The sequence below is a fragment of the Pseudonocardia sp. CA-142604 genome (genome assembly GCF_050948475.1).
GTDB lineage: Bacteria > Actinomycetota > Actinomycetes > Mycobacteriales > Pseudonocardiaceae > Pseudonocardia > Pseudonocardia alaniniphila.
Genome location: NZ_CP192045.1, coordinates 9,609,909 through 9,627,564, shown reverse-complemented (window position 1 = coordinate 9,627,564; position 17,656 = coordinate 9,609,909). Strand labels below are relative to the sequence as shown.

Genomic DNA, 17,656 nt, shown 5'->3' with positions numbered 1-17,656 from the left:
GATTGTGCAAGAGCCCGGGAGGATTGCCCTACAGCTTTCCGCGCCCGCGCTGCTTCGCTTGACGAGTAGCGCCGCTGCGATCGAGACCCGGAAATCCAGGCCGACGGCAGCGCATCCATCAAGCGGAGAGGCAGTTCATGTCCATCGCGATCGTCACCGGTGGCAGCTCGGGCATCGGTCGGGGCACGGCCGTAGAGCTGGCCAAGCGCGGCTTCGGCGTCATCCTCACCTACGGCAGGAACAAGGAGGGCGGACTGGAGACCGTGGCCGAGATCGAGAAGCTCGGCGGCAAGGCCGTCGCGCTCCCGCTGGACGTCGGCGAGAGCCACAGCTTTCCGATGTTCACCCACGCCGTGGCGGAGGCTCTCGCCGAGACCTGGGGTGCCAGGACATTCACCTCGCTGGTGAACAACGCCGGCTTCGGGCAGATGTGCATGTTCGAGGACACGACCGAGGATCTGTTCGACGCGTTCATGCGCGTCAGCCTCAAGGGCCCGTACTTCCTCACCCAGGCGCTGCTTCCACTGCTGGAGGACAACGGCGCCATCGTCAACACCACGAGCACCAGCGCGCTCGTCACCGGCGTCGAGCCCGGGTACTCGGCCTACGCGTCGATGAAGGGCGGCCTCACGGTGCTGACCCGGTACATGGCCAAGGAGTTCAGCACCCGCGGCATCCGCGTCAACTCCGTCGCGCCCGGCCCGACGCGCACCCGACTCGCCGATGACGCGTTCACGAAGTATCCCGAGGTGATCCCGCAGCTTGCGGCGCAGACGGCGCTCGGCCGCGTCGGCGAAGCCGAGGACGTCGGCATGGTCATCGCCATGCTGCTCTCGGAGGAGGGCCGCTGGATCACCGGTCAGGAGATCGCGGTGTCCGGCGGCCACAACCTCTAGCTACGGCTTCGGCGCGGCATCGAGCGCGTCACATGCGGCTTCGGCGCGGGCGATTGCTGCTTCCACGCCTTTCAGCGCCGCCTGCAGCTCCTTGTAATGGCTCGAGTATGACTTGTTCTTCTCCAGCGCCTGGCCGAGCAGGGTAAATGTGCTAAATGATTCTTTGAAAGGTCCATAGGCCGTCGCAACATGGGATCTTGCCTGCTTGAGACTCTTGCGTATGCGCACCGAGGCCTTGCGGGTTTTCTCTTGGAGGCGTTCCCCGTCGGCAGCCACAGCATCCCCCTCGTGTCCGAACCGGAATGACCCTGTTGATCAGTACCGAGGGGTGCGGCCGCGGCGCTGATACGCCCCCTGTCCGGAGGGTCAGGCCGAGCTGACGAGAGCCGCGTAGACGACGATGTTGTCGCGGTAGCTGCGGGCCTCGCGGTCGACTTCGCCGCCGCAGGTGATCAGGCGGAGTTCGGCGCCCGCCACGTCGCCGTAGACCTCCTGGGTGGGGACGCGGTCCTTCGGGTACTGCCCGTAATGCCAGCCGCGACGATCACGCCGAATCCGTTGAACGAACGTCACGTTCGTGCAGTCCTATCGGACCGCGCCGCTCGTCCGGCCGATAAGGCGCGCCCCGGGGGTGCGGAGGTCCCCTGCCGGGCGAACGGCACGTTGGTCCAGTCCGAGCGGACGGCCGCCGTGGCGATCACCGCCATCTGTCGGTCCCGGCCGGCACGGCCGGCGCATGATCGTTCCGAGGTCCGGCTTTTCGCCCCCAAGAGGGCGCACACGCGCATCTCGTGGCGATCTTGGAGCGATGATCGTTCCGAGATCAGGTTCCCGCCCTCGAGAGGGCGCATCGGCCACCCTCGCGGCGATCAAAACCAGGGCGTCAGGTGATCACGAGGCGGTAGCCGAGGTCGAGGTCCTCCCGTTCGAGGAGGTCGTGGTGTCGCTGCTGCCAACGTCCGCCGGCCAGGTCGTCGGTCAGGTGTTGCATTGCTGCGCCGACGACCTCGGGCGGGAGAGCGGCGATACCGGAAGCAGCTGCCCGGACGGCCGGGTCGAGGTAGGCGTGCGGGCGACGCCAGTGCGCAGCGAGGAAGCTGTCCGTGCAGTCCGCGGGGACAGGTACGGGCCGGACTTCGACCTCCCCGTAGTGGCGGGAGAGCCCGGCGGTGACGGCGCCGAGGGCGGCGGCGCCGGCCTCGCGTCGTCCGATCTCCGGCAGGTACTCGCTGATCAACCAGAACGACCTCGACATCATGGCCGGATCCCACGTGAGCACGACCTGGCGCCGGGAGACCCTGACGAGCTCGTCGAGGCCATTTTCTGCGTCGACCCAGTGATGGACGGTGAGGATCGCGAGCCCGACATCCACTGCTCTGTCGGCGAGCGGGATCGCCTCCGCCGTCGCTCGTACGGCCGGGGCCGCGCCGGGCGGACGTTGGGCGAGCATGGTCACCGAGGGCTCCACAGCGAGCACCCGGCGATCGACGGGTTCGTAGGAGCCGGTTCCCGCGCCGACATTCACAACGGTGGTGGCGTCGCCCAGCGCACTGTTGACCAGGGCCTGGATTCGAGGATCCGGGCGGCGCTGAAGACCGTAGCCCCGGCCGAACGTCTGGTAGGGATCGTTGATCGCGGCCCGCATGCAGTCAGGCTCGCAGAGGTTGCTGCGATACGCTATCGAGGTCATGACGACTTCTCATGACGATCCCGCTCACCTCGTCGCCACATTCCTGGCCGCCTTCAATGACGGTGACGCCGCTGCTCTCGAGCAGGCGTACGAGCCTCAGGGCGTGCTGGTTCCTCGCCCCGGATTTCCGGTGACCGGTCCTGAACGGTCGGCGGCGAATGCCTACCTGCTCGACATGGCACTGCCCATGGATGCGCGGCCGAGGCACGTCTACGTCGCCGGAGACATCGCACTGCTCATCGTGGACTGGTCCCTTCGTGGCACCGCGCCGGACGGCACAGCTGTCCATCTCCACGGCACGGCCACGGACGTCGCCCGGCGCGGCGCCGATGGCGTCTGGCGGTACGTGATCGACAATCCGTTCGGGACGGCGTTGCTGCCTGCGTGATCGGGAGTTCGCCAGGTCAGCCCGCGAGGTGCGCCCACTGACCGGAGAGCTGGGACCAAGGGCCGGTGGCGACCACCCGTCCCTCCTCCAGGACGACGACGCAGTCGGCACGGGACAGGGCGGACTGCTTGGAGCTGCACCCCACGACCGTCACTCCGCGACGGCGCAAGGCCTCCCACAGCTCCACCTCGGTACGCGCGTCGAGTGCGGACGAGACGTCGTCGGCGACCAGGAGTTCCGCTCCGGTGGCCAGGGCACGGGCCAGCGCCAGCCGCTGAACCTGGCCGCCGGAGAGGCGCACCCCGCGGTGGCCGACCAACGCGCCGTGGCCGCCGGCCTCCTCCACGTCGGTCTGCAGCCGGGCGTCCGCAACGGCGTCCTGGAACTCGCGTTCGTGGTCGAGCGCGATGTTGTCGGCGAAGGACCCCGACAGCACCCGCGGCACCTGGCCGACGTAGGCGACCTGGCCCGGTCGGAGGAAGAGCTGCGGGTCGTCGATCTCGACGTCGTTCCACCGGATGCTGCCTTCGTGGTCGACGAGTCCGGCGAGGCTGGCCAGCAGGCTTGACTTGCCCGATCCCACCCGACCCGTCAGCAGCACCAGGGAGCCCGCGTCGATGTCGAGGGTGACGCCGTCGGTGCCGACGGTGCCGTCGTCGTGGACGGCGGTCACGTCCTCCAGGCTGAGCCGCTTCAACGGCACCCGGCCGGCGAGGGGCGGTGCCGGTGCCGTGCCGGAGGCGAGGTCCACGCCCGGCGGCAGGGTCATCAGGTCGGCGCCTCCTGACAGGTCCGTCGCCGCGTTGAGCCAGCGCCGGGCCACGGGCACCTCGGTCACCGCGGCGCCGAACACCGTGCCGAACCAGCCCGAGCCGGACACCGCGGTGCTCACCAGCAGCGCGGTGGCCAGGTCCCACACCCCGGTCAGGTGCGCGGTCCACGCCACCACCACGCCGACTTGGACCAGCAGCCCGGGCACGCCGTCGAGCAGCGTGCGCACCCGGTTCTCGCGCACCACCGCCGTGACCCGCCCCGCGTCGACGTGAGCCAGGTGGGCCTGTACCGCGGACGTCGCCGCGGCGAGCTTCACCGTGCGGGCGGCGTCCAAGGCCGAGACCAGTGACGTGCCGAAGCGGGCGCGTGCATCCCCGGCCTCGCGACCCGCCGCTCCGGCAAGGGGCGCACCCAGCGCCGAGACCGCCGCGGACACCACCAGAACCCCACCGATCACCGCTCCGGCCAGCAGACTCTGCCCGACGACGGCGGTGACCAGCACGATGAGCAGACCGTTGATCACGTCGACCCACCGGTCGGCGTAGATCACCAGCCGGTCCGAGTCGAGCGCGCGGGCGACGACCTCCCCCGGAGGCGTGCGGACGAGCCGGCGTTGCATCGTCTGTCCGCGCATCACGGCGAGGCGCATGCGCAGCGTCACCGCCCCCCACCACAGCGGGTAGGTGCGGAAGGCCAGCGCGATGGCCACCGGCGCCGAGAGCAGCGACGCCGTGAGTGCGCCTGCCGTGACCCACGGCGTGGAACCCCGCTCCAGGGCGGTGACCACCAGACCCCACAGCCACCCCGTGACCGCGCCGTAGCAACCCAGCAGCGAGGAGGCGAGGAACCCGAACGCACCGACCACACCCCAGCGCGGATAGGCGCGCAGCATCGCCAGAACGGTGCGGGTCAAGCCGGGCGGGGCGGGCGCGGGCGGCGGCGGGCGTTCCCGGCGCTCACCACGGCTGACCAGAACCCCGGCGTCGGCGGCGGGCTCGCTCTCCCCGGATGCGGCCAGCAGCTCTCGGAACGGCCCGGGCTCGTCGGCCAGCCGGACGCGGGGGCCGTGCTGGACGACGCGCCCCCGGTCGAGCACCGCCACGGAGTCGCAGCGCCGCGTGGTGGACAACCTGTGGGCGATGACGACGCCGGTGCGCCCGGTGAGCAGCCGGTCGGCGGCCCGGGTGACGAGGCGCTCGGTCTGCGGGTCCATCCGCGCCGTGGCTTCGTCGAGGACCACGACCGCGACGTCACGGACCAGCAGCCGGGCGAACGCGACGAGCTGCTCCTCACCCGCCGACAAGGTGCTGCCGCCGGTTCCCAGCCGCGTACCGAGGCCCTGTGGGAGGGACCGCACCCACTCGGTCAGCCCGAGGGCTTCGACGGCCCTCTCGACGTCGGCGCGCCGGACGTCCCTGAACAGGGTGATGTTCTCCTCGAGCGTGGCGGCGAGGATCTCGGTGCGCTGCGTGACCACGCCGACCGCGCGCCGCAGGTCGTCGATCGCCGTCGCCGTGACGTCCTGACCGGCGACGAACACCGTGCCGGGCGGTGGCTCCATCGCCCGCGACAGCAGCTTGGCCAGCGTCGACTTGCCGGCGCCGGTGCGCCCCACCAGCGCGCATGTCGTTCCCGCGGCCACCGAGAAGTCCACCGAGCGCAGGGCGAAGCCCCCGGGATAGCCGACGGTCAGGTCGCGGAACTCCACGGCGGCCGGGCCGGCCGGTACGGGCGCGCCGCCGGTGGGCTCCTGGGGAGCGGACAGCAGCCCGCCGATCCGCTGCAGGGCGCCCAGGCCCGCCTGCACCTCCGGCAGATGGTTGGTGACCTGGTTGAGCTGTCCGGCGAAGGTCGTGACCAGCAGCCAGAGGGTGACCAGCCCGGCCACTCCGAGCTGGCCTCCACCGACCAGCGCGGCGCCGCTCACCGCGACTGCGGCCAGCGCGGCGTGCACCACGAGGCCGGTGCGCAGGCCGACCTGGGTGGAGGCCGAGCACGTGGCGGCGGCGCGGAGCAGCACCCGCTGCGCGAGCCGCGCGTACTGGCGCACGACGTGCGGCTGGCCGAGGGAGGACCGCACATCGTCCCGACCCGCGATGGCCTCTTCCAGCTGGGCGGAGTGGTCGGACCAGGCGGCTTCCTCGGCGACCTTGCGATCGGCCACGACCGGGGTGAGCTTTCGCACCACGACCACGGCGAGCAGCCCCACCACCGGGAACCCGATCCACGCAGGCCACCACGCGAGCCCGGCGACCACCCAGGCCAGCACCGAGCGCAGCGCGGCGCGGCCCAGCTGCCACCCGGTGCGCCGCAACAGGACGCCTGCCTGACGGGCGTCGTCGTCGACGCGGTCGAGCACCTCGCCGACGGCCTGGTCCTCCAGTGCCGGCAGCGGCTGGTGGAGAGCGGCGTGCAGCAGATCGGCACGCAGCCGGCCCTCGGCACGCCCGACGACCCCGGAGAAGGCGGTGCGCCCGGCGGTGTCGAGCAGGCTGGATCCGACCAACAGGCAGGCGAGCAGTGCGACCAGCCATGCGGTGGGGCCCGCGGCCACCTGGCCGGCCACGACGGCGGCCAGGGTTTCGGCGGCGGCCGCGACGATCGCCACGACGACGGCGCCTGCCGACATCGGCCCGGCCAGACGTCGCCAGGTGAGCGGCTGAACGCGCACGTTCCTCCGCCCTTCGCACCGTCCGGTCCACCGAGACCGCTGATGATGTTCGGATCGAAACGCTAGCGTCCGTGCACCGTTGTCCGCTTCGGGTTTTCCGGCGGGATACTCCTCCGGTGGAGGCTGGTCCCGACCTGCACTACGCACGCACCAGCGACGGCGTGACGATCGCCTACCAGGTGCTCGGCCGGGGGCCGGCGGTCGTGTGGCTGCCGTCGCTGGGCAACCTGCGAGCCCAGTGGCGCGTGCCGGTGCTGCGGGCCGCCTACGAGCACCTCGCGCGGTCGATGACCCTGGTGCTCTACGACGGGCGTGGCATGGGCAGCTCCGACCGCCGGATCGACCCGAATGAGCTGGACCTCGACGCGCACCTGCGCGACCTGGACGCGGTGGTCACGGCGGCCGGGCTCGAGACGACGGCGCTGCTGGGCTACTACCACTCCACGACGACCGCCATCGCCTTCGCGGCCGAGCACCGGCGGCAGGTCACGCGAATGGTTCTCTTCGGCGGGGCGGCCCGGTTGCGCGATGCGATGAGTCCGGTGCAGACGCAGGCGTTGCTGTCGCTCGTCGACCAGGACTGGGATCTCTTCGCCGACACCGCTGCGCACGCGTGGCTGGGGTGGGCCGCGGGAGAGTCAGGGCGCCTGGTCGCCGAGGGATTCCGCAGCGCGGCCGCGCCAAGCGTCGCCAAGGCATGGTTCGCGGCCGCCGCGGCGATCGACGTCACCGATCGGCTGCCCGAGGTCGCCGCACCGACGCTCGTCCTGCACCGCCAGGGAGAACGGCAGATCCCGGTGGAGGTGTCCCGCCGGCTCGCCGAGGCCCTCCCGCACGGCCGGCTGGTCGAGCTGGAGGGCTCGTCGCCGACGTTGTTCATGGCGAACGCCCGCGGGGACCTGGAGCTGGTCACCCGCTTCCTGACCGGCGGTGACGTCGTCCCACCCGCGGTGCCCGCCACCCCTCCTGCCGACGGCGTGACCGCACGCGAACTGGACGTGCTCCGGTTGGTGGCGGCAGGCGAGTCGAACGCGGGCATCGCCCGCAGCCTCGGGATCACGGTGCACACCGTCGAGCGGCACACCGCCAACCTGTACCGCAAGATCGGCGCGAGGGGCCGGGCCGATGCGACGGCCTATGCGCTGCGTCGTGGCATCGCCTGACGGATTTCCGCCATCGGTCCTACCGGGCGACCTCGATGCGGGACGCAGTCGGCGACAGGACGATCACGAGCATGACGACGACGCGATCCACCCCGCCCACGATGGCCAAGGCGAGCGCCCCCATCGCCCGTGTACTGGCCGGGCGGCGCTTCTTCCCCCTGTGGGCGGTGGTGCACCACCGTGGCCGCAGGACAGGACGGGCGCTGTCCGTGCCGGTCGCCGTTCGGGCCACGGCTGACGCCTTCGTGATCGTGCTGCCCTGGGGCCCCCGCACGAACTGGGCACAGAACGTGCTCGCGGCCGGCGGTTGCGTCCTCACATGGAAAGGCGTCGACCACCGGCTCGACCGGCCAGAACTGATCACCACGGCCGACGCGCGACCGTACTTCGGGACCGCGACGTGGGCCGTGGTGAGACGGCTGCTGCGGGCCGAGTCCTTTCTCCGGCTCCACCGCCAGGTGCAGTTGTGACGTCGCGCATCACAGCCGGCTGGTCGTGGCCTCGTCCGGCTCGCCTCCGAAATACCGGGCGAGCACATCGCGGAACACCTGCTGGTCCGGCGCCGCGCGGGCGAAGAGCGTCATCGACGATCGCAGTTTCTGCGCGTCGACCGGCCCGAACACCTGCAGCGCGCTCACGCCGTCGAGGTCGGCGAGAGCCGAGGCCGACTCGATGAGGCGCGGCCCGAGTACCGGGTGGGCGAGGTAGGCCTGGGCCTCCGCGAGACCGGAGATCGCGAAATGCCGGGACGTCTCGCTCAGGCCGAGCCCGGCGATCTGCGGGAAGACGAACCACATCCAGTGGCCGCGCTTGCGGCCGGCGCGCAGTTCGCGCAGCGCCAGGTCGTAGGTGCCGCCGGCGTCCTGCGCGTCGACGAAGCGGTTGAGGTCGAACGGGTCGGTCACCCCACGCAGGTTCGTCGGTGTCCCCCGACGGCGTCAATCCGGACCCGAGAAGCACGAGAGCATGACGATTCCGGCCCCGTAGAATTGGGGCCGGAATCAGGAACGCATATTCGTTCATTCTGGCGCCGCACGTTTGTTCTACGATCGCCTCATGCCGGATCTCGACGGCCCCAGCGACGGGGGCGATTCCGTGTGCTGGCTCGACCAGTTGTGCCCGGAGTGCCGCGCCATGCCGACGCCGGAGTCTCCGGAGCGCTGCTGGCGGTGCGGTCACCTGCTGGCGGAGGAGGCCGTCCGAGCGACGCACACCGACGGTAGGGACTCCGGCTTCACGCAGGAGTGAGCTCCGGCGCGTGGCGGTGCAGATGCAGTGGAGCGGTGTGGATCCACAGCGCGTACACCAGCCAGCCCATCAACGCGAGACCGAGCCACGTGATCAACCGGTAGATCAGCACGCTGGCGGCCGCCTGCGCCGCGGGCACGCCGGAGGCCAGCAGCAGCGCGAGCAAGCTCGTCTCGGCCAGCCCGGCGCCGCCGGGGAAGATCTGCAGAGCGATGCTGGCCTGCACGAGCAGGAAGCCCACCAGAAGCCCGCCCCACGGCACTGAAGCGCCCACCGCCGCGACACTGGCGGCCAGACTGAGGAAGTCCAGCACCCACGTAGAGGCCGCGATCGCGATCAGGCCGAGCCAGCGCAGGCCGCTCGGCTGCAGCACCGTGAGACGGGCGGACAGCCGCCGGGAGACCTGGTCGGCCCGCTCGGCCCACGCGGCCCGGCAGGTCTTGCACACCCCCGGCACCCATTGGGCCACCAACACCAGCCCGCGCACGCCGTGGCGCAACACCTCGGGATGGGTCAGCAGCTTCCACGCGCCCACGGCGCCGAGCGCGATGACCACCGCGAGCGCTATGCCGAGGACCAGGGGGATGCGGCCCACGACCCCCAGGCCGACCGAACCGAGTACCAGCAGGCTGAGTGTGGCGATCACCCCGGCCACCAGCACCGACCACGAGGCCAGGGCCGAGTCGACCTTGCGGCGCCGCAGTTGGTCGATCGCGTACAGGATGGCGCCTGCCCCGCCGACCACGGGGATCGTGGTGGACACCGCGTTCTCGACGAAGTTGATGCCCTGGACGGTCGGGACCGACAGCCGGGCCCCGCCGACGAGGAGAAGCTGCCGGTGCAGCTCGCCGTACACCACCAGCGCCGAGACGCCGAACGGGATCGCGACGAACAGCCATCCCCAGCGGAGGTGGTCGAGCGAACCGAAGGCCTCGTCCGCCTGGCCTACCAGTCCCGGAACCAGCCAGGCCAGGTAGCCGACAGCGGCGCCCACAACAACCCAGTGCAGCGCCGTCTGCCAGTGCTTCTTGATGAACGCTCCCCAGGCCAACGCGCTCTACTTCCCATCCGGTCCGGTGGTCCGGTGGAGCGGCCGCTCCTTCGCCACGATGAGAAGAAGCGGGTAGACGGTCAGCAGGGTGAGCCCTCCCGCGACAGCGATCGCGGTGACGCCGGTCACGAGTCCGACCAGCCCCAGCAGCACACACACCGCCAGGGTGACGGAGGACGCCCTGGTCGCCCACAGTCGGCGGCGCGGCCCCATGGGCGCAGCGAGCCTGCGGACGAGCTCGGGATCACTCCTTCTCGTGAAATCCGCAATCCGGCTCAGCTGTAGGAATTCATTGTGATCAAGGGACATCTGTTCCGCCGTCTGATCGTTTTGAACTGAGTATACGTGGGTGGCAATGCGGCAAGGCCTTTGCTGTCGACTTCTCGATGGCTTCACCGCTTCGTGGTACCTGAGCCGATCGGTGGCCGGATCCGTATCGGGCTTGATCGACCGATATGCGTCGATGGTCAGGCATGTGACCCGTGCGGCTCGTCCACGCGCACGACCGTGGCGAGCACGTCGTTGAACGCTTCCGTCGAACTGGGATGGGTGTAGATCGCGTCGCGGAGTTGGGTCGCCTTGATCCCGTATCGCATGGCGAGAGTGACCGTGTTGATGAGCTCCTGCGCGTCGATGCTCAGGAGCGCGGCGCCCAGGATCTCGTCCGTCCAGGCGTCGATCACGAACTTCATGATTCCCCGGGTCTCCTCGACGGCGTACGCGCGAGGCATCGCCACGATCTCGGCGACCGGCTGGCTCGTGATCTTCACCAGGTGTCCCGCTTCGCGTGCCTCCCTCTCGGTCAGCCCCACGGACGCGAACGGCGGGGTCATGAACAAGGTGCGGGGAACCGCCACCCGGTCCGCCGTCGAGCGCCTGCCCTCACCGACGAGCTGGTCCACCACGATGCGGCTGTCGTCGAGGGAGATGTAGGTGAACTGCGGGCCGCCGTTGACGTCCCCGAGCGCGTAGATGTGCGGCTGGCTCGTGCGCAGGTACTCGTCGACCTCGACGGCTCCGTGCGACGTGGTCCGCACGCCGGCAGCCTCCAGCCCGAGGCCGCGGGTCGCCGGCACACGGCCGGTGGCGGCGAGGATCGCGTCGACCTCCTGGGTGTGCTCCAGGCCCCCGTTCTCGAAGACGACGGTGGCATCGTTCTCACCGTCGCGAATCTCCAGCACGCGCGCGCCGGTGATGATCTCGATGCCCTCGCCCGCGAGGATGTCCTCGGCGACGGCAGCGACGTCGTCGTCCTCGCGGCCGAGAATCTTCGGCGCGGCCTCGAACACGGTGACGTGCGAACCGAACCGGGCGTAGATGGCCGCGAACTCGATGCCGAGGTAACCGCCGCCCAGGATCGCGAGCCGTTCCGGCAGGTCCGTCGTGTGGATCAGGTCGGTGCTGGTGAGGGCGTACTTGCTGCCCCGCAGCCCGGTGATATCCGGAATGACCGGTTCGGAGCCGGTGTTGATCAGGATTTTCTCGGCGACGATGGTGAGCCGGTCTTCGCCCACTCCGACAGCGACGGTGTGCGGGTCAACGAAAGTGGCCCGCCCGGTGATCACGGTGATGGTGTCGGCGTTGTTCAATGCGTCGTAGTTGCCGCTGCGGAACAGCGAGGTCAGCGCCTCGACGTGCTGGACGGAACGCTCGTAGAAATCCTTCACCGAGTCGCCCGACCGGCGTTTGCCGGAGTGGTGAACGAGCGCTTTCGTCGGCACGCAACCGACGTTGGGGCACGTGCCCCCGTACATCTGGTCCGACTGCTCGACGAGTACCACACGCTTTCCGAGGCCGCCGACCGTCGCGGCGGTGACCTTGCCGCCCTTGCCGAACCCGATGACGAGAACGTCGGCGTACAGGGTCTTGTCCGTGGTGTCCATGGTGTCCAGTTCTTCGAAGGTCGATCTGTCCGATGGGGAGTGGAGCTACTGCCCGACCTTGACGCCGGGCTCGCCTGCGGCGTACTGGATCGGGTTGCTGGTCAGGACGTCGGCGGCCTGCAGGGTGTGTCGCTTTCCGGTGGGCAGGACGGGCCGGTTGAAGGCGGCTTCGAGCATCAGTGCGGCGGCGAGGTACCAGGCGATGAGGGCGCTGATGATGAGCAGGTAGGCGCCGATGACCAGCACGGTGGGGGTGGCGGCGAGCAGGGCGATGGCCAGGAGTGTGGAGCCGGCGGCGAGCATGACCAGCAGGGCGGTGAGTGCGGTGTTGTCGGCGGTGGCGGCGATGGCGCCGACCCAGGTGATGGCGGCGAGGACGACGAACCAGAGTCCGAAGGCTCCGGGTGCGCTGCCGCTGCCGGTGGTGGCTGGTGGGAGGGCGCCGAGTGCGATGAGCAGGGTGTAGAGGCCGTAGGCGATCCAGAAGGATCCCCAGATGCCGTGGATGGCGGTGGCGATGGCGTCGCGGGCGCGGTAGGCCCACATGCCGGCGAGGAATTGGGCGATGCCGCCCGCGGTGAGGGCGAAGGGGAACAGGACCAGTGGGGTGTCGGTGCTGCCGTACCAGCCGGCCAGGTTGGCGGCGACCATGAAGGTGGCGGCGGCGAAGCCGAACAGTCCGAGGATGGATGGTGCGGCGACTGGTGACAGCACGATGGTGCTGTGGTCACGCCAGAAGGCGTGGTCGGCGGTGTCGGCGTCGGCTGTGCGTCCGTTGGTCATCGTGCTCACTTCTCCTCCAGATGTTTCGTGTCGGATCGTCTTTCTGCGTGCGTCTCCCTTCGCCGGTGTCCCACCGGCGCGATATGGGGACCTCGTCACGGCTCGCGACCGTTCATCCGGGGGCCGTGTATCCCTTTCAGCGTCACCTTCCGGCCACGCCCATCGCACCCGTGGAAGTCTCTGGCGTGTCGTCCCGGGTGCCGGTCCCGTGCACCCGGGACAACACACCGCTGGGGGCGGACGACCTGTAGGAGCCGTGACATAGGCCCGGGTGTCACGTCTGGTTCTGGTAGGGCAGGTCGGCCGCGGTGAGACCTTCGAGCGCCATTCCGAACGGGACGTCCTGGAGGATCCGGCGGCGCAGGTTGGCGTTCAGCGTCTGCTTCTGCAGGGCGCGATAGAGAGCCGGTTTCGCGGCAAGGCTGCGGGCGACCTGCACGCCGCGCTCGAGGGCGTGGTCATGGGCGACCACCTCGTTCACGACTCCCCACTGCAGGGCTGTCTGCGCGTCGATCTGCTCGCCCGTCCAGAGCAGCCACTTGGCGCGGGCCGTTCCCGCGATCTCCTCCCAGGCGACCTGCACGCCGTCGCCGCCGGTAATGCCGAACTCGGGGTGTGGGGAGTCGCCGTACGTCGCCCGCTCCGACGCGATATGGATGTCGGAGAGGAGCAGATACTCGGAATGGACGGTCGCGGGCCCGTTGGCGACGCCGACCACGGGCATCGGCAGTTCGATCAGACGCTGGAGCACCTTCGAGCCCTCGGTCCGCGTCTTCTCCCATGCGGCAGGCTTGAAGATCTCCCCGAGGCTCGGCCCGTCGATCTGATCCATGAACGCGTCGCCGGTGCCGGTGATGACCAGGGCCCTGTTGTCCCTGTCCAGTGAGATCTCTTCGAGTGCAGCCGGGAAGTCCTGGTGGGTCCGGCCGGTGAACACCACCGGACCCCCGTCGGTGTGGAAGCGCAGCAGGAGCACACCCTCGCTGTCTCGCCCGAAGGCGAGGTTGTCGTATTTGTCGAAGTACTCCGGGGTGACCAACGCTGTCTCCTCTGTGCTGGGCATCTGGCAGAGGCACGATCGGCGGCGTGGCGTCTCGATCGAACCCGTGAAAGTCCCGGGACCCGTGCGGCGTCGGCGTCATGTGACGGCTCGTTGCCGGGCATAAGTGACACCCGTCTCGCGGGGACTGCCGGACACCCGCAAGCGCTGGTACGAGGCTCGGCGGTCGGCGACCCCCGCCGCCGTGCCCCGGCGCGGCATGGCCGACATGTGGCGGCCCGCATGACGGCGTGCGGATACTCGGTAGGTGGCCCGACGAAGACACACGCTGGTGGTGTGACCTGTTGTTACGTGACCGGCACAGCGAGCGCGGCACGCTCGACCGGCTGTTGGAGGCCGTTCAGGCGGGCGAGAGCCGCGCGCTGGTCCTGCGCGGCGAACCGGGTGTGGGCAAGACGGCCCTGCTCGAGTACATGGCCGAGCGGGCGGCCCAGCGTGGGCTCGGGGTGGCACGGGTCGTCGGTGTCCAGTCGGAGATGGAGCTCGCATTCGCCGGGTTGCACCAGTTGTGCGGGCCGATGCTGGACCGTGCCGAGCGGCTGGCCGGGCCGCAGCGTCGAGCGCTGTGCACGGCTTTCGGGCTGAGCGACGGCCCCGCCCCGGATCGCTTCCTGGTGGGCCTGGCCGTGCTCGGCCTGATCGCCGAGGCGGCCTGCAAGCGCCCGCTCGTCTGCGTCGTGGACGACGCCCAATGGCTCGACCGCGCCTCGGCCCAGGCGCTGGCCTTCGTTGCGCGCCGGCTGGAGGCCGAGTCGGTGGCGATGGTCTTCGCGGCCCGGGCCCCCGACGAGGTCGTGGAGCTGGAGGACCTGCCGGCGCTGGAGGTCACCGGGTTGGCCGCGGACGAGGCGCGAGCGCTGCTGGGCGAGGTGGTGCGCGGCCCCGTGGACGACCGGGTTCTCGACCGGATCGTCGCCGAGACGCGGGGCAACCCGCTGGCGCTGCTGGAGCTGCCGCGCGGGCTGACGTCCGCGCAGCTGGTGGCGGGGTTCGGGTTGTCGGGTACGCAGGCGCTTCCGCGGCAGATCGAGGAGAGCTTCCGGCGACAGGTGGCGACGCTCGATGCCGAGGCCCGGCAGCTGCTGCTGGTGGCCGCTGCAGAGCCGGTCGGCGACCCGGTCCTGGTGTGGCGTGCAGCCGAGCGGCTGGGAATCGGCTCCGCAGCGGCGGCGCCGAGCGTCGCCACCGGGCTCGTCGAGATCGGCACGGTGGTGCGGTTCCGGCATCCGCTGGTGCGGTCGGCGATCTACTGGGCGGCGTCGCCGGAGGAACGGCGCAACGCACACCAGGCGCTGGCTGACGCCACCGATGCCGAGACGGATCCCGACCGGCGGGCCTGGCACCACGCGCAGGCCGCGGCCGCTCCGGACGAGGACGTCGCCGCGGAGCTGGAGCGATCGGCCGATCGGGCGCAGGCGCGTGGCGGACTGGCCGCGGCCGCCGCGTTTCTGGAACGCGCGGCCGAACTGACTCCTGAGCCGGCGCGCCGGGCCGACCGCACGCTCGCTGCGGCTCAGGCGACGCACCACGCAGGGATGCCCGATACGACCCGGCGATTGCTCGCCCTCGCGGAGGCGCTCCCACTGGACAAGCTCCAGACCGCTCAGATGGACCTGCTGCGCGCCCGGATCGCCTTGACCGTGAACCGGGGCCGGGAAGCCCCGCCGCTGCTGCTCAGTGCCGCCAAACAGCTCGAGCCGCTCGACGTCCGGCTGGCCCGCGAGACGTACCTGGACGCGTTGCTGGCGACGATGTTCGCCGGCGGACTGGCCAACGACGGCGTGCGGGACGCGGCCGAGGCCGCCCGTGCCGCGCCGGCGCCCGTGCAGCCCCCGCGCGCGCCCGATCTGCTCCTCGACGGCCTCGCGATCCGCTTCACGGACGGTTATGCCGCGGGAGTGCCGAAACTCCGGCAGGCCCTGTGTGCTTTCCGCAGCCCGAAGCTCTGCCCGTCGGAGCTGCATTGGCTCTGGCTCGCCCACATCACGGCCGGGAACCTGTGGGACGAGGCGACGTTGGAGACGTCGCGCCACCTGGAGCTCGCCCGGGATGCGGGCGCGCTCACCACTCTCCCCCTCGCCCTGACCTCACGTATCGGCTCGCTCGTGTACCTCGGCGAACTCGCCGAGGCTGCCGGGCTGCTCCAGGAGGTGGAGTCGGTGAGCTCGGCGACCGGGATCCCGGTCGCGCCGTACGGAGCCCTCCTGCTCGCGGCCTGGCGCGGCCGGGAAGCCGATGCATTCCGGCTGATCGAGACCACCACCGAGGAGGTACTCCGCCGGGGCGAGGGTTTCGGGCTGATCATCACGGGTGCCGCGGACGCGTTGCTCTGCAACAGCCTGGGACGGTACGAGGACGCCTACGCCGCGGCGCGGCGGGCGAGTGAGTACCCGCCGGTGATGGGCGTGGAACCGTGGGGCGTGCTGGTCGAGCTCATCGAGGCGGCCACCCGGGGCGGGCGGCCCGAGCAGGCGGCAGGCGCTCTGGAGCAGCTCGTCGAGACGACCCGGGCCAGCGGCACGGACTGGGCGTTGGGGATCGAGGCGCGGTGTCGTGCGCTGATGAGTGAGGCCGGTGGGGCCGAGGACGCCTATCGGGAGGCGATCGAGCGGCTGGGCCGGACGCGTATCAAGGGTGAGCTTGCGCGGGCGCATCTGGTGTTCGGCGAGTGGTTGCGCCGGGAACGTCGGCGGTTGGATGCGCGTGAGCAGTTGCGGTTGGCGTTCGAGTCGTTCTCGGCGATGGGGATGGAGGCGTTCGCCGGGCGTGCGGCTCGTGAGTTGGGGGCGACCGGGGAGACGGCACGTAAGCGGAATGTGGAGACCAGCAGTGAGCTGACGGCTCAGGAAGCGCAGATCGTGCGGTTGGTGCGAGAGGGTTTGTCGAATCCGGAGATCGCGGCGCGGTTGTTCTTGAGTCCGCGCACGGTGGAATGGCATTTGAGCAGGATCTTCGGGAAGCTCAACATCACCTCCCGCCGCCAGCTGCGTAGCCGCGCCTACCAATCGCTGTAGCGCGGGCGCCCTCGCCTCAGTCGGACGACGCCGCCGTGGTCGGGTGGCGTCGCGCGGCCAGCAGGCCGTCGAGGCTGTACCGCCCGCCGCCCACTGCCGCCACCAGCAGCGCGACCACCGCGATCAGGCCGACGAGCTCCCAGCCGCCCTGATCGACGAAAACGCCGTTGCGGACGTGGACGATGATCAGTGCGCCCAGCATGTCCAGCGCGACCAGGCCCGCGGCCACCGTGGTGACGAGCCCGACGAGCAGCAGCAGGCCGCCGCCGAGCTCGGCGACCATCGCGTAGAACGCGGAGACCGTCGGCAACGGGACGCCCATCGACCCGAAGGCCGCGCCGGTGGCGCCGATGCCGTCCGTGAGCAGCTTCTGGAGGCCGTGTGCGACGAGCACGACGCCGAGGAGGACGCGGGCGACGAGGACGGCGATGTCATCGCCAGGACGGGGCAGGGTCATGGGGATCTCCGGGTTCGATCGAGCTCTCGACTGGTGGAAGGGGCGCCGACGCGCCCGGTGTGCGGACCGGCCCTCCGTCGTCAGCGCACGCCGACCGCCGGCGTCTCCTCACGCATGCGCAGCAGGTGGGCCACGCTGTAGCGCCCCGGACCGGTGGCCGCGATACCCAGGAGGCCGGCGCCGAGCACGCCGACGAGCTCCCACCCCCCGTCCGTGACGAAGATGCCGTTGGGGATGTGCACGAAGACCGCGGCGCCCGCCATCGTGATGAGCTCCAGTCCGGAGACCAGGAGCGTGGCCACGCCGGCGATCATCAGCATGCTGCCGGCGAACTCGACGACCGTCACGAACGACGCGGAGATGATCGCGAGCGGGATGCTCATGGTCTCGAAGCCCCGGGAGGTCTGGCCGATCCCGTCGATCGCCAACTTCTGGTAGCCGTGGGCGAACATCACGACGCCGATCACGACACGGGTGATCAGCAGTACCCAGTCGCGCGCGGGTGCAGGGAGAGATCGGTACATCGGGGAGCTCCAGGAGGCACTCGGTGATTGGCCCCGACTCTGGGGCCGGGTAAG

General features: G+C 70.5%; 17 protein-coding genes and 1 pseudogene. 6 read left to right on the top strand and 12 right to left on the bottom strand.

The annotated features are described in order from the left end of the window. The first annotated feature begins 137 nt into the window (after positions 1-137). Positions 138-896: an SDR family NAD(P)-dependent oxidoreductase gene (locus ACQPZQ_RS44000; protein ID WP_433290386.1), complete on the top strand. Its 759-nt coding sequence runs from the start codon at positions 138-140 to the stop codon at positions 894-896. Here the strand turns inward: ACQPZQ_RS44000 and ACQPZQ_RS43995 are convergent, their stop codons facing one another. From ACQPZQ_RS43995 to ACQPZQ_RS43985, 3 genes and pseudogenes are all read right to left on the bottom strand, one after another. Further along, positions 897-1,172: a hypothetical protein gene (locus tag ACQPZQ_RS43995; RefSeq protein ID WP_433290385.1), complete on the bottom strand. Its 276-nt coding sequence runs from the start codon at positions 1,170-1,172 to the stop codon at positions 897-899. 90 nt (positions 1,173-1,262) lie between these two features. Further along, positions 1,263-1,418, bottom strand: a pseudogene (locus ACQPZQ_RS43990) (class F sortase); the annotation flags it as partial. Between the two features lie 361 nt (positions 1,419-1,779). Continuing rightward, positions 1,780-2,541, bottom strand: a complete 762-nt coding sequence (locus ACQPZQ_RS43985) for a class I SAM-dependent methyltransferase (RefSeq protein WP_433290384.1) — start codon at positions 2,539-2,541, stop codon at positions 1,780-1,782. A 43-nt stretch (positions 2,542-2,584) separates the two neighbouring features. On the opposite strand from ACQPZQ_RS43985, the gene ACQPZQ_RS43980 reads away from it, so the two are divergent. Then, positions 2,585-2,974, top strand: coding sequence for a YybH family protein (locus ACQPZQ_RS43980; RefSeq protein WP_433290383.1), 390 nt, complete (start codon positions 2,585-2,587; stop codon positions 2,972-2,974). A 16-nt stretch (positions 2,975-2,990) separates the two neighbouring features. On the opposite strand, the gene ACQPZQ_RS43975 is transcribed toward ACQPZQ_RS43980, so the two are convergent. Further along, complete coding sequence (locus ACQPZQ_RS43975) at positions 2,991-6,419, bottom strand: ATP-binding cassette domain-containing protein (RefSeq protein ID WP_433290382.1); 3,429 nt, start codon at positions 6,417-6,419, stop codon at positions 2,991-2,993. Positions 6,420-6,535: 116 nt separating this feature from the next. Between ACQPZQ_RS43975 and ACQPZQ_RS43970 the strand changes: the two genes are divergently transcribed. Together ACQPZQ_RS43970 and ACQPZQ_RS43965 are read left to right on the top strand one after the other, a co-directional pair. Beyond that, positions 6,536-7,582 (top strand): alpha/beta fold hydrolase, encoded by a 1,047-nt coding sequence (locus ACQPZQ_RS43970; RefSeq protein WP_433290381.1) that lies wholly within the window; start codon positions 6,536-6,538, stop codon positions 7,580-7,582. Positions 7,583-7,653: 71 nt separating this feature from the next. Beyond that, entirely contained in the window at positions 7,654-8,052 is a 399-nt protein-coding gene (locus ACQPZQ_RS43965) for a hypothetical protein (protein WP_433290380.1), read from the top strand. Positions 8,053-8,061: 9 nt separating this feature from the next. Here the strand turns inward: ACQPZQ_RS43965 and ACQPZQ_RS43960 are convergent, their stop codons facing one another. Further along, entirely contained in the window at positions 8,062-8,487 is a 426-nt protein-coding gene (locus ACQPZQ_RS43960) for a DUF1810 domain-containing protein (protein ID WP_433290379.1), read from the bottom strand. A gap of 151 nt (positions 8,488-8,638) precedes the next feature. Here ACQPZQ_RS43960 and ACQPZQ_RS43955 point away from each other — a divergent pair, with 151 nt between their 5' ends. Continuing rightward, entirely contained in the window at positions 8,639-8,830 is a 192-nt protein-coding gene (locus tag ACQPZQ_RS43955; RefSeq protein WP_433290378.1) for a hypothetical protein, read from the top strand. Here the strand turns inward: ACQPZQ_RS43955 and ACQPZQ_RS43950 are convergent. From ACQPZQ_RS43950 to ACQPZQ_RS43930, 5 genes are all read right to left on the bottom strand, one after another. Further along, complete coding sequence (locus tag ACQPZQ_RS43950; protein ID WP_433290377.1) at positions 8,817-9,881, bottom strand: lysylphosphatidylglycerol synthase transmembrane domain-containing protein; 1,065 nt, start codon at positions 9,879-9,881, stop codon at positions 8,817-8,819. The two genes, ACQPZQ_RS43955 and ACQPZQ_RS43950, sit on opposite strands and share 14 nt — an antisense overlap. Positions 9,882-9,887: 6 nt before the next feature. Then, the gene (locus ACQPZQ_RS43945) at positions 9,888-10,190 is read right to left on the bottom strand and encodes a DUF3040 domain-containing protein (RefSeq protein ID WP_433290376.1); all 303 of its coding nucleotides are present in this window, start codon (positions 10,188-10,190) and stop codon (positions 9,888-9,890) included. Positions 10,191-10,348: 158 nt separating this feature from the next. After that, positions 10,349-11,764, bottom strand: coding sequence for an FAD-dependent oxidoreductase (locus tag ACQPZQ_RS43940; RefSeq protein ID WP_433290375.1), 1,416 nt, complete (start codon positions 11,762-11,764; stop codon positions 10,349-10,351). A gap of 45 nt (positions 11,765-11,809) precedes the next feature. Then, positions 11,810-12,547, bottom strand: coding sequence for an acetate uptake transporter family protein (locus ACQPZQ_RS43935; protein ID WP_433290374.1), 738 nt, complete (start codon positions 12,545-12,547; stop codon positions 11,810-11,812). 274 nt (positions 12,548-12,821) lie between these two features. Next, positions 12,822-13,610 (bottom strand): enoyl-CoA hydratase/isomerase family protein, encoded by a 789-nt coding sequence (locus ACQPZQ_RS43930; protein WP_433290373.1) that lies wholly within the window; start codon positions 13,608-13,610, stop codon positions 12,822-12,824. A gap of 281 nt (positions 13,611-13,891) precedes the next feature. Here ACQPZQ_RS43930 and ACQPZQ_RS43925 point away from each other — a divergent pair, with 281 nt between their 5' ends. After that, positions 13,892-16,621, top strand: coding sequence for an ATP-binding protein (locus tag ACQPZQ_RS43925; protein WP_433290372.1), 2,730 nt, complete (start codon positions 13,892-13,894; stop codon positions 16,619-16,621). A 16-nt stretch (positions 16,622-16,637) separates the two neighbouring features. Here ACQPZQ_RS43925 and ACQPZQ_RS43920 read toward each other — a convergent pair whose 3' ends face one another. Continuing rightward, positions 16,638-17,078 (bottom strand): DoxX family protein, encoded by a 441-nt coding sequence (locus tag ACQPZQ_RS43920; RefSeq protein ID WP_433290371.1) that lies wholly within the window; start codon positions 17,076-17,078, stop codon positions 16,638-16,640. An 80-nt stretch (positions 17,079-17,158) separates the two neighbouring features. Then, positions 17,159-17,602, bottom strand: coding sequence for a DoxX family protein (locus ACQPZQ_RS43915; RefSeq protein ID WP_433290370.1), 444 nt, complete (start codon positions 17,600-17,602; stop codon positions 17,159-17,161). Positions 17,603-17,656 lie beyond the last annotated feature (54 nt).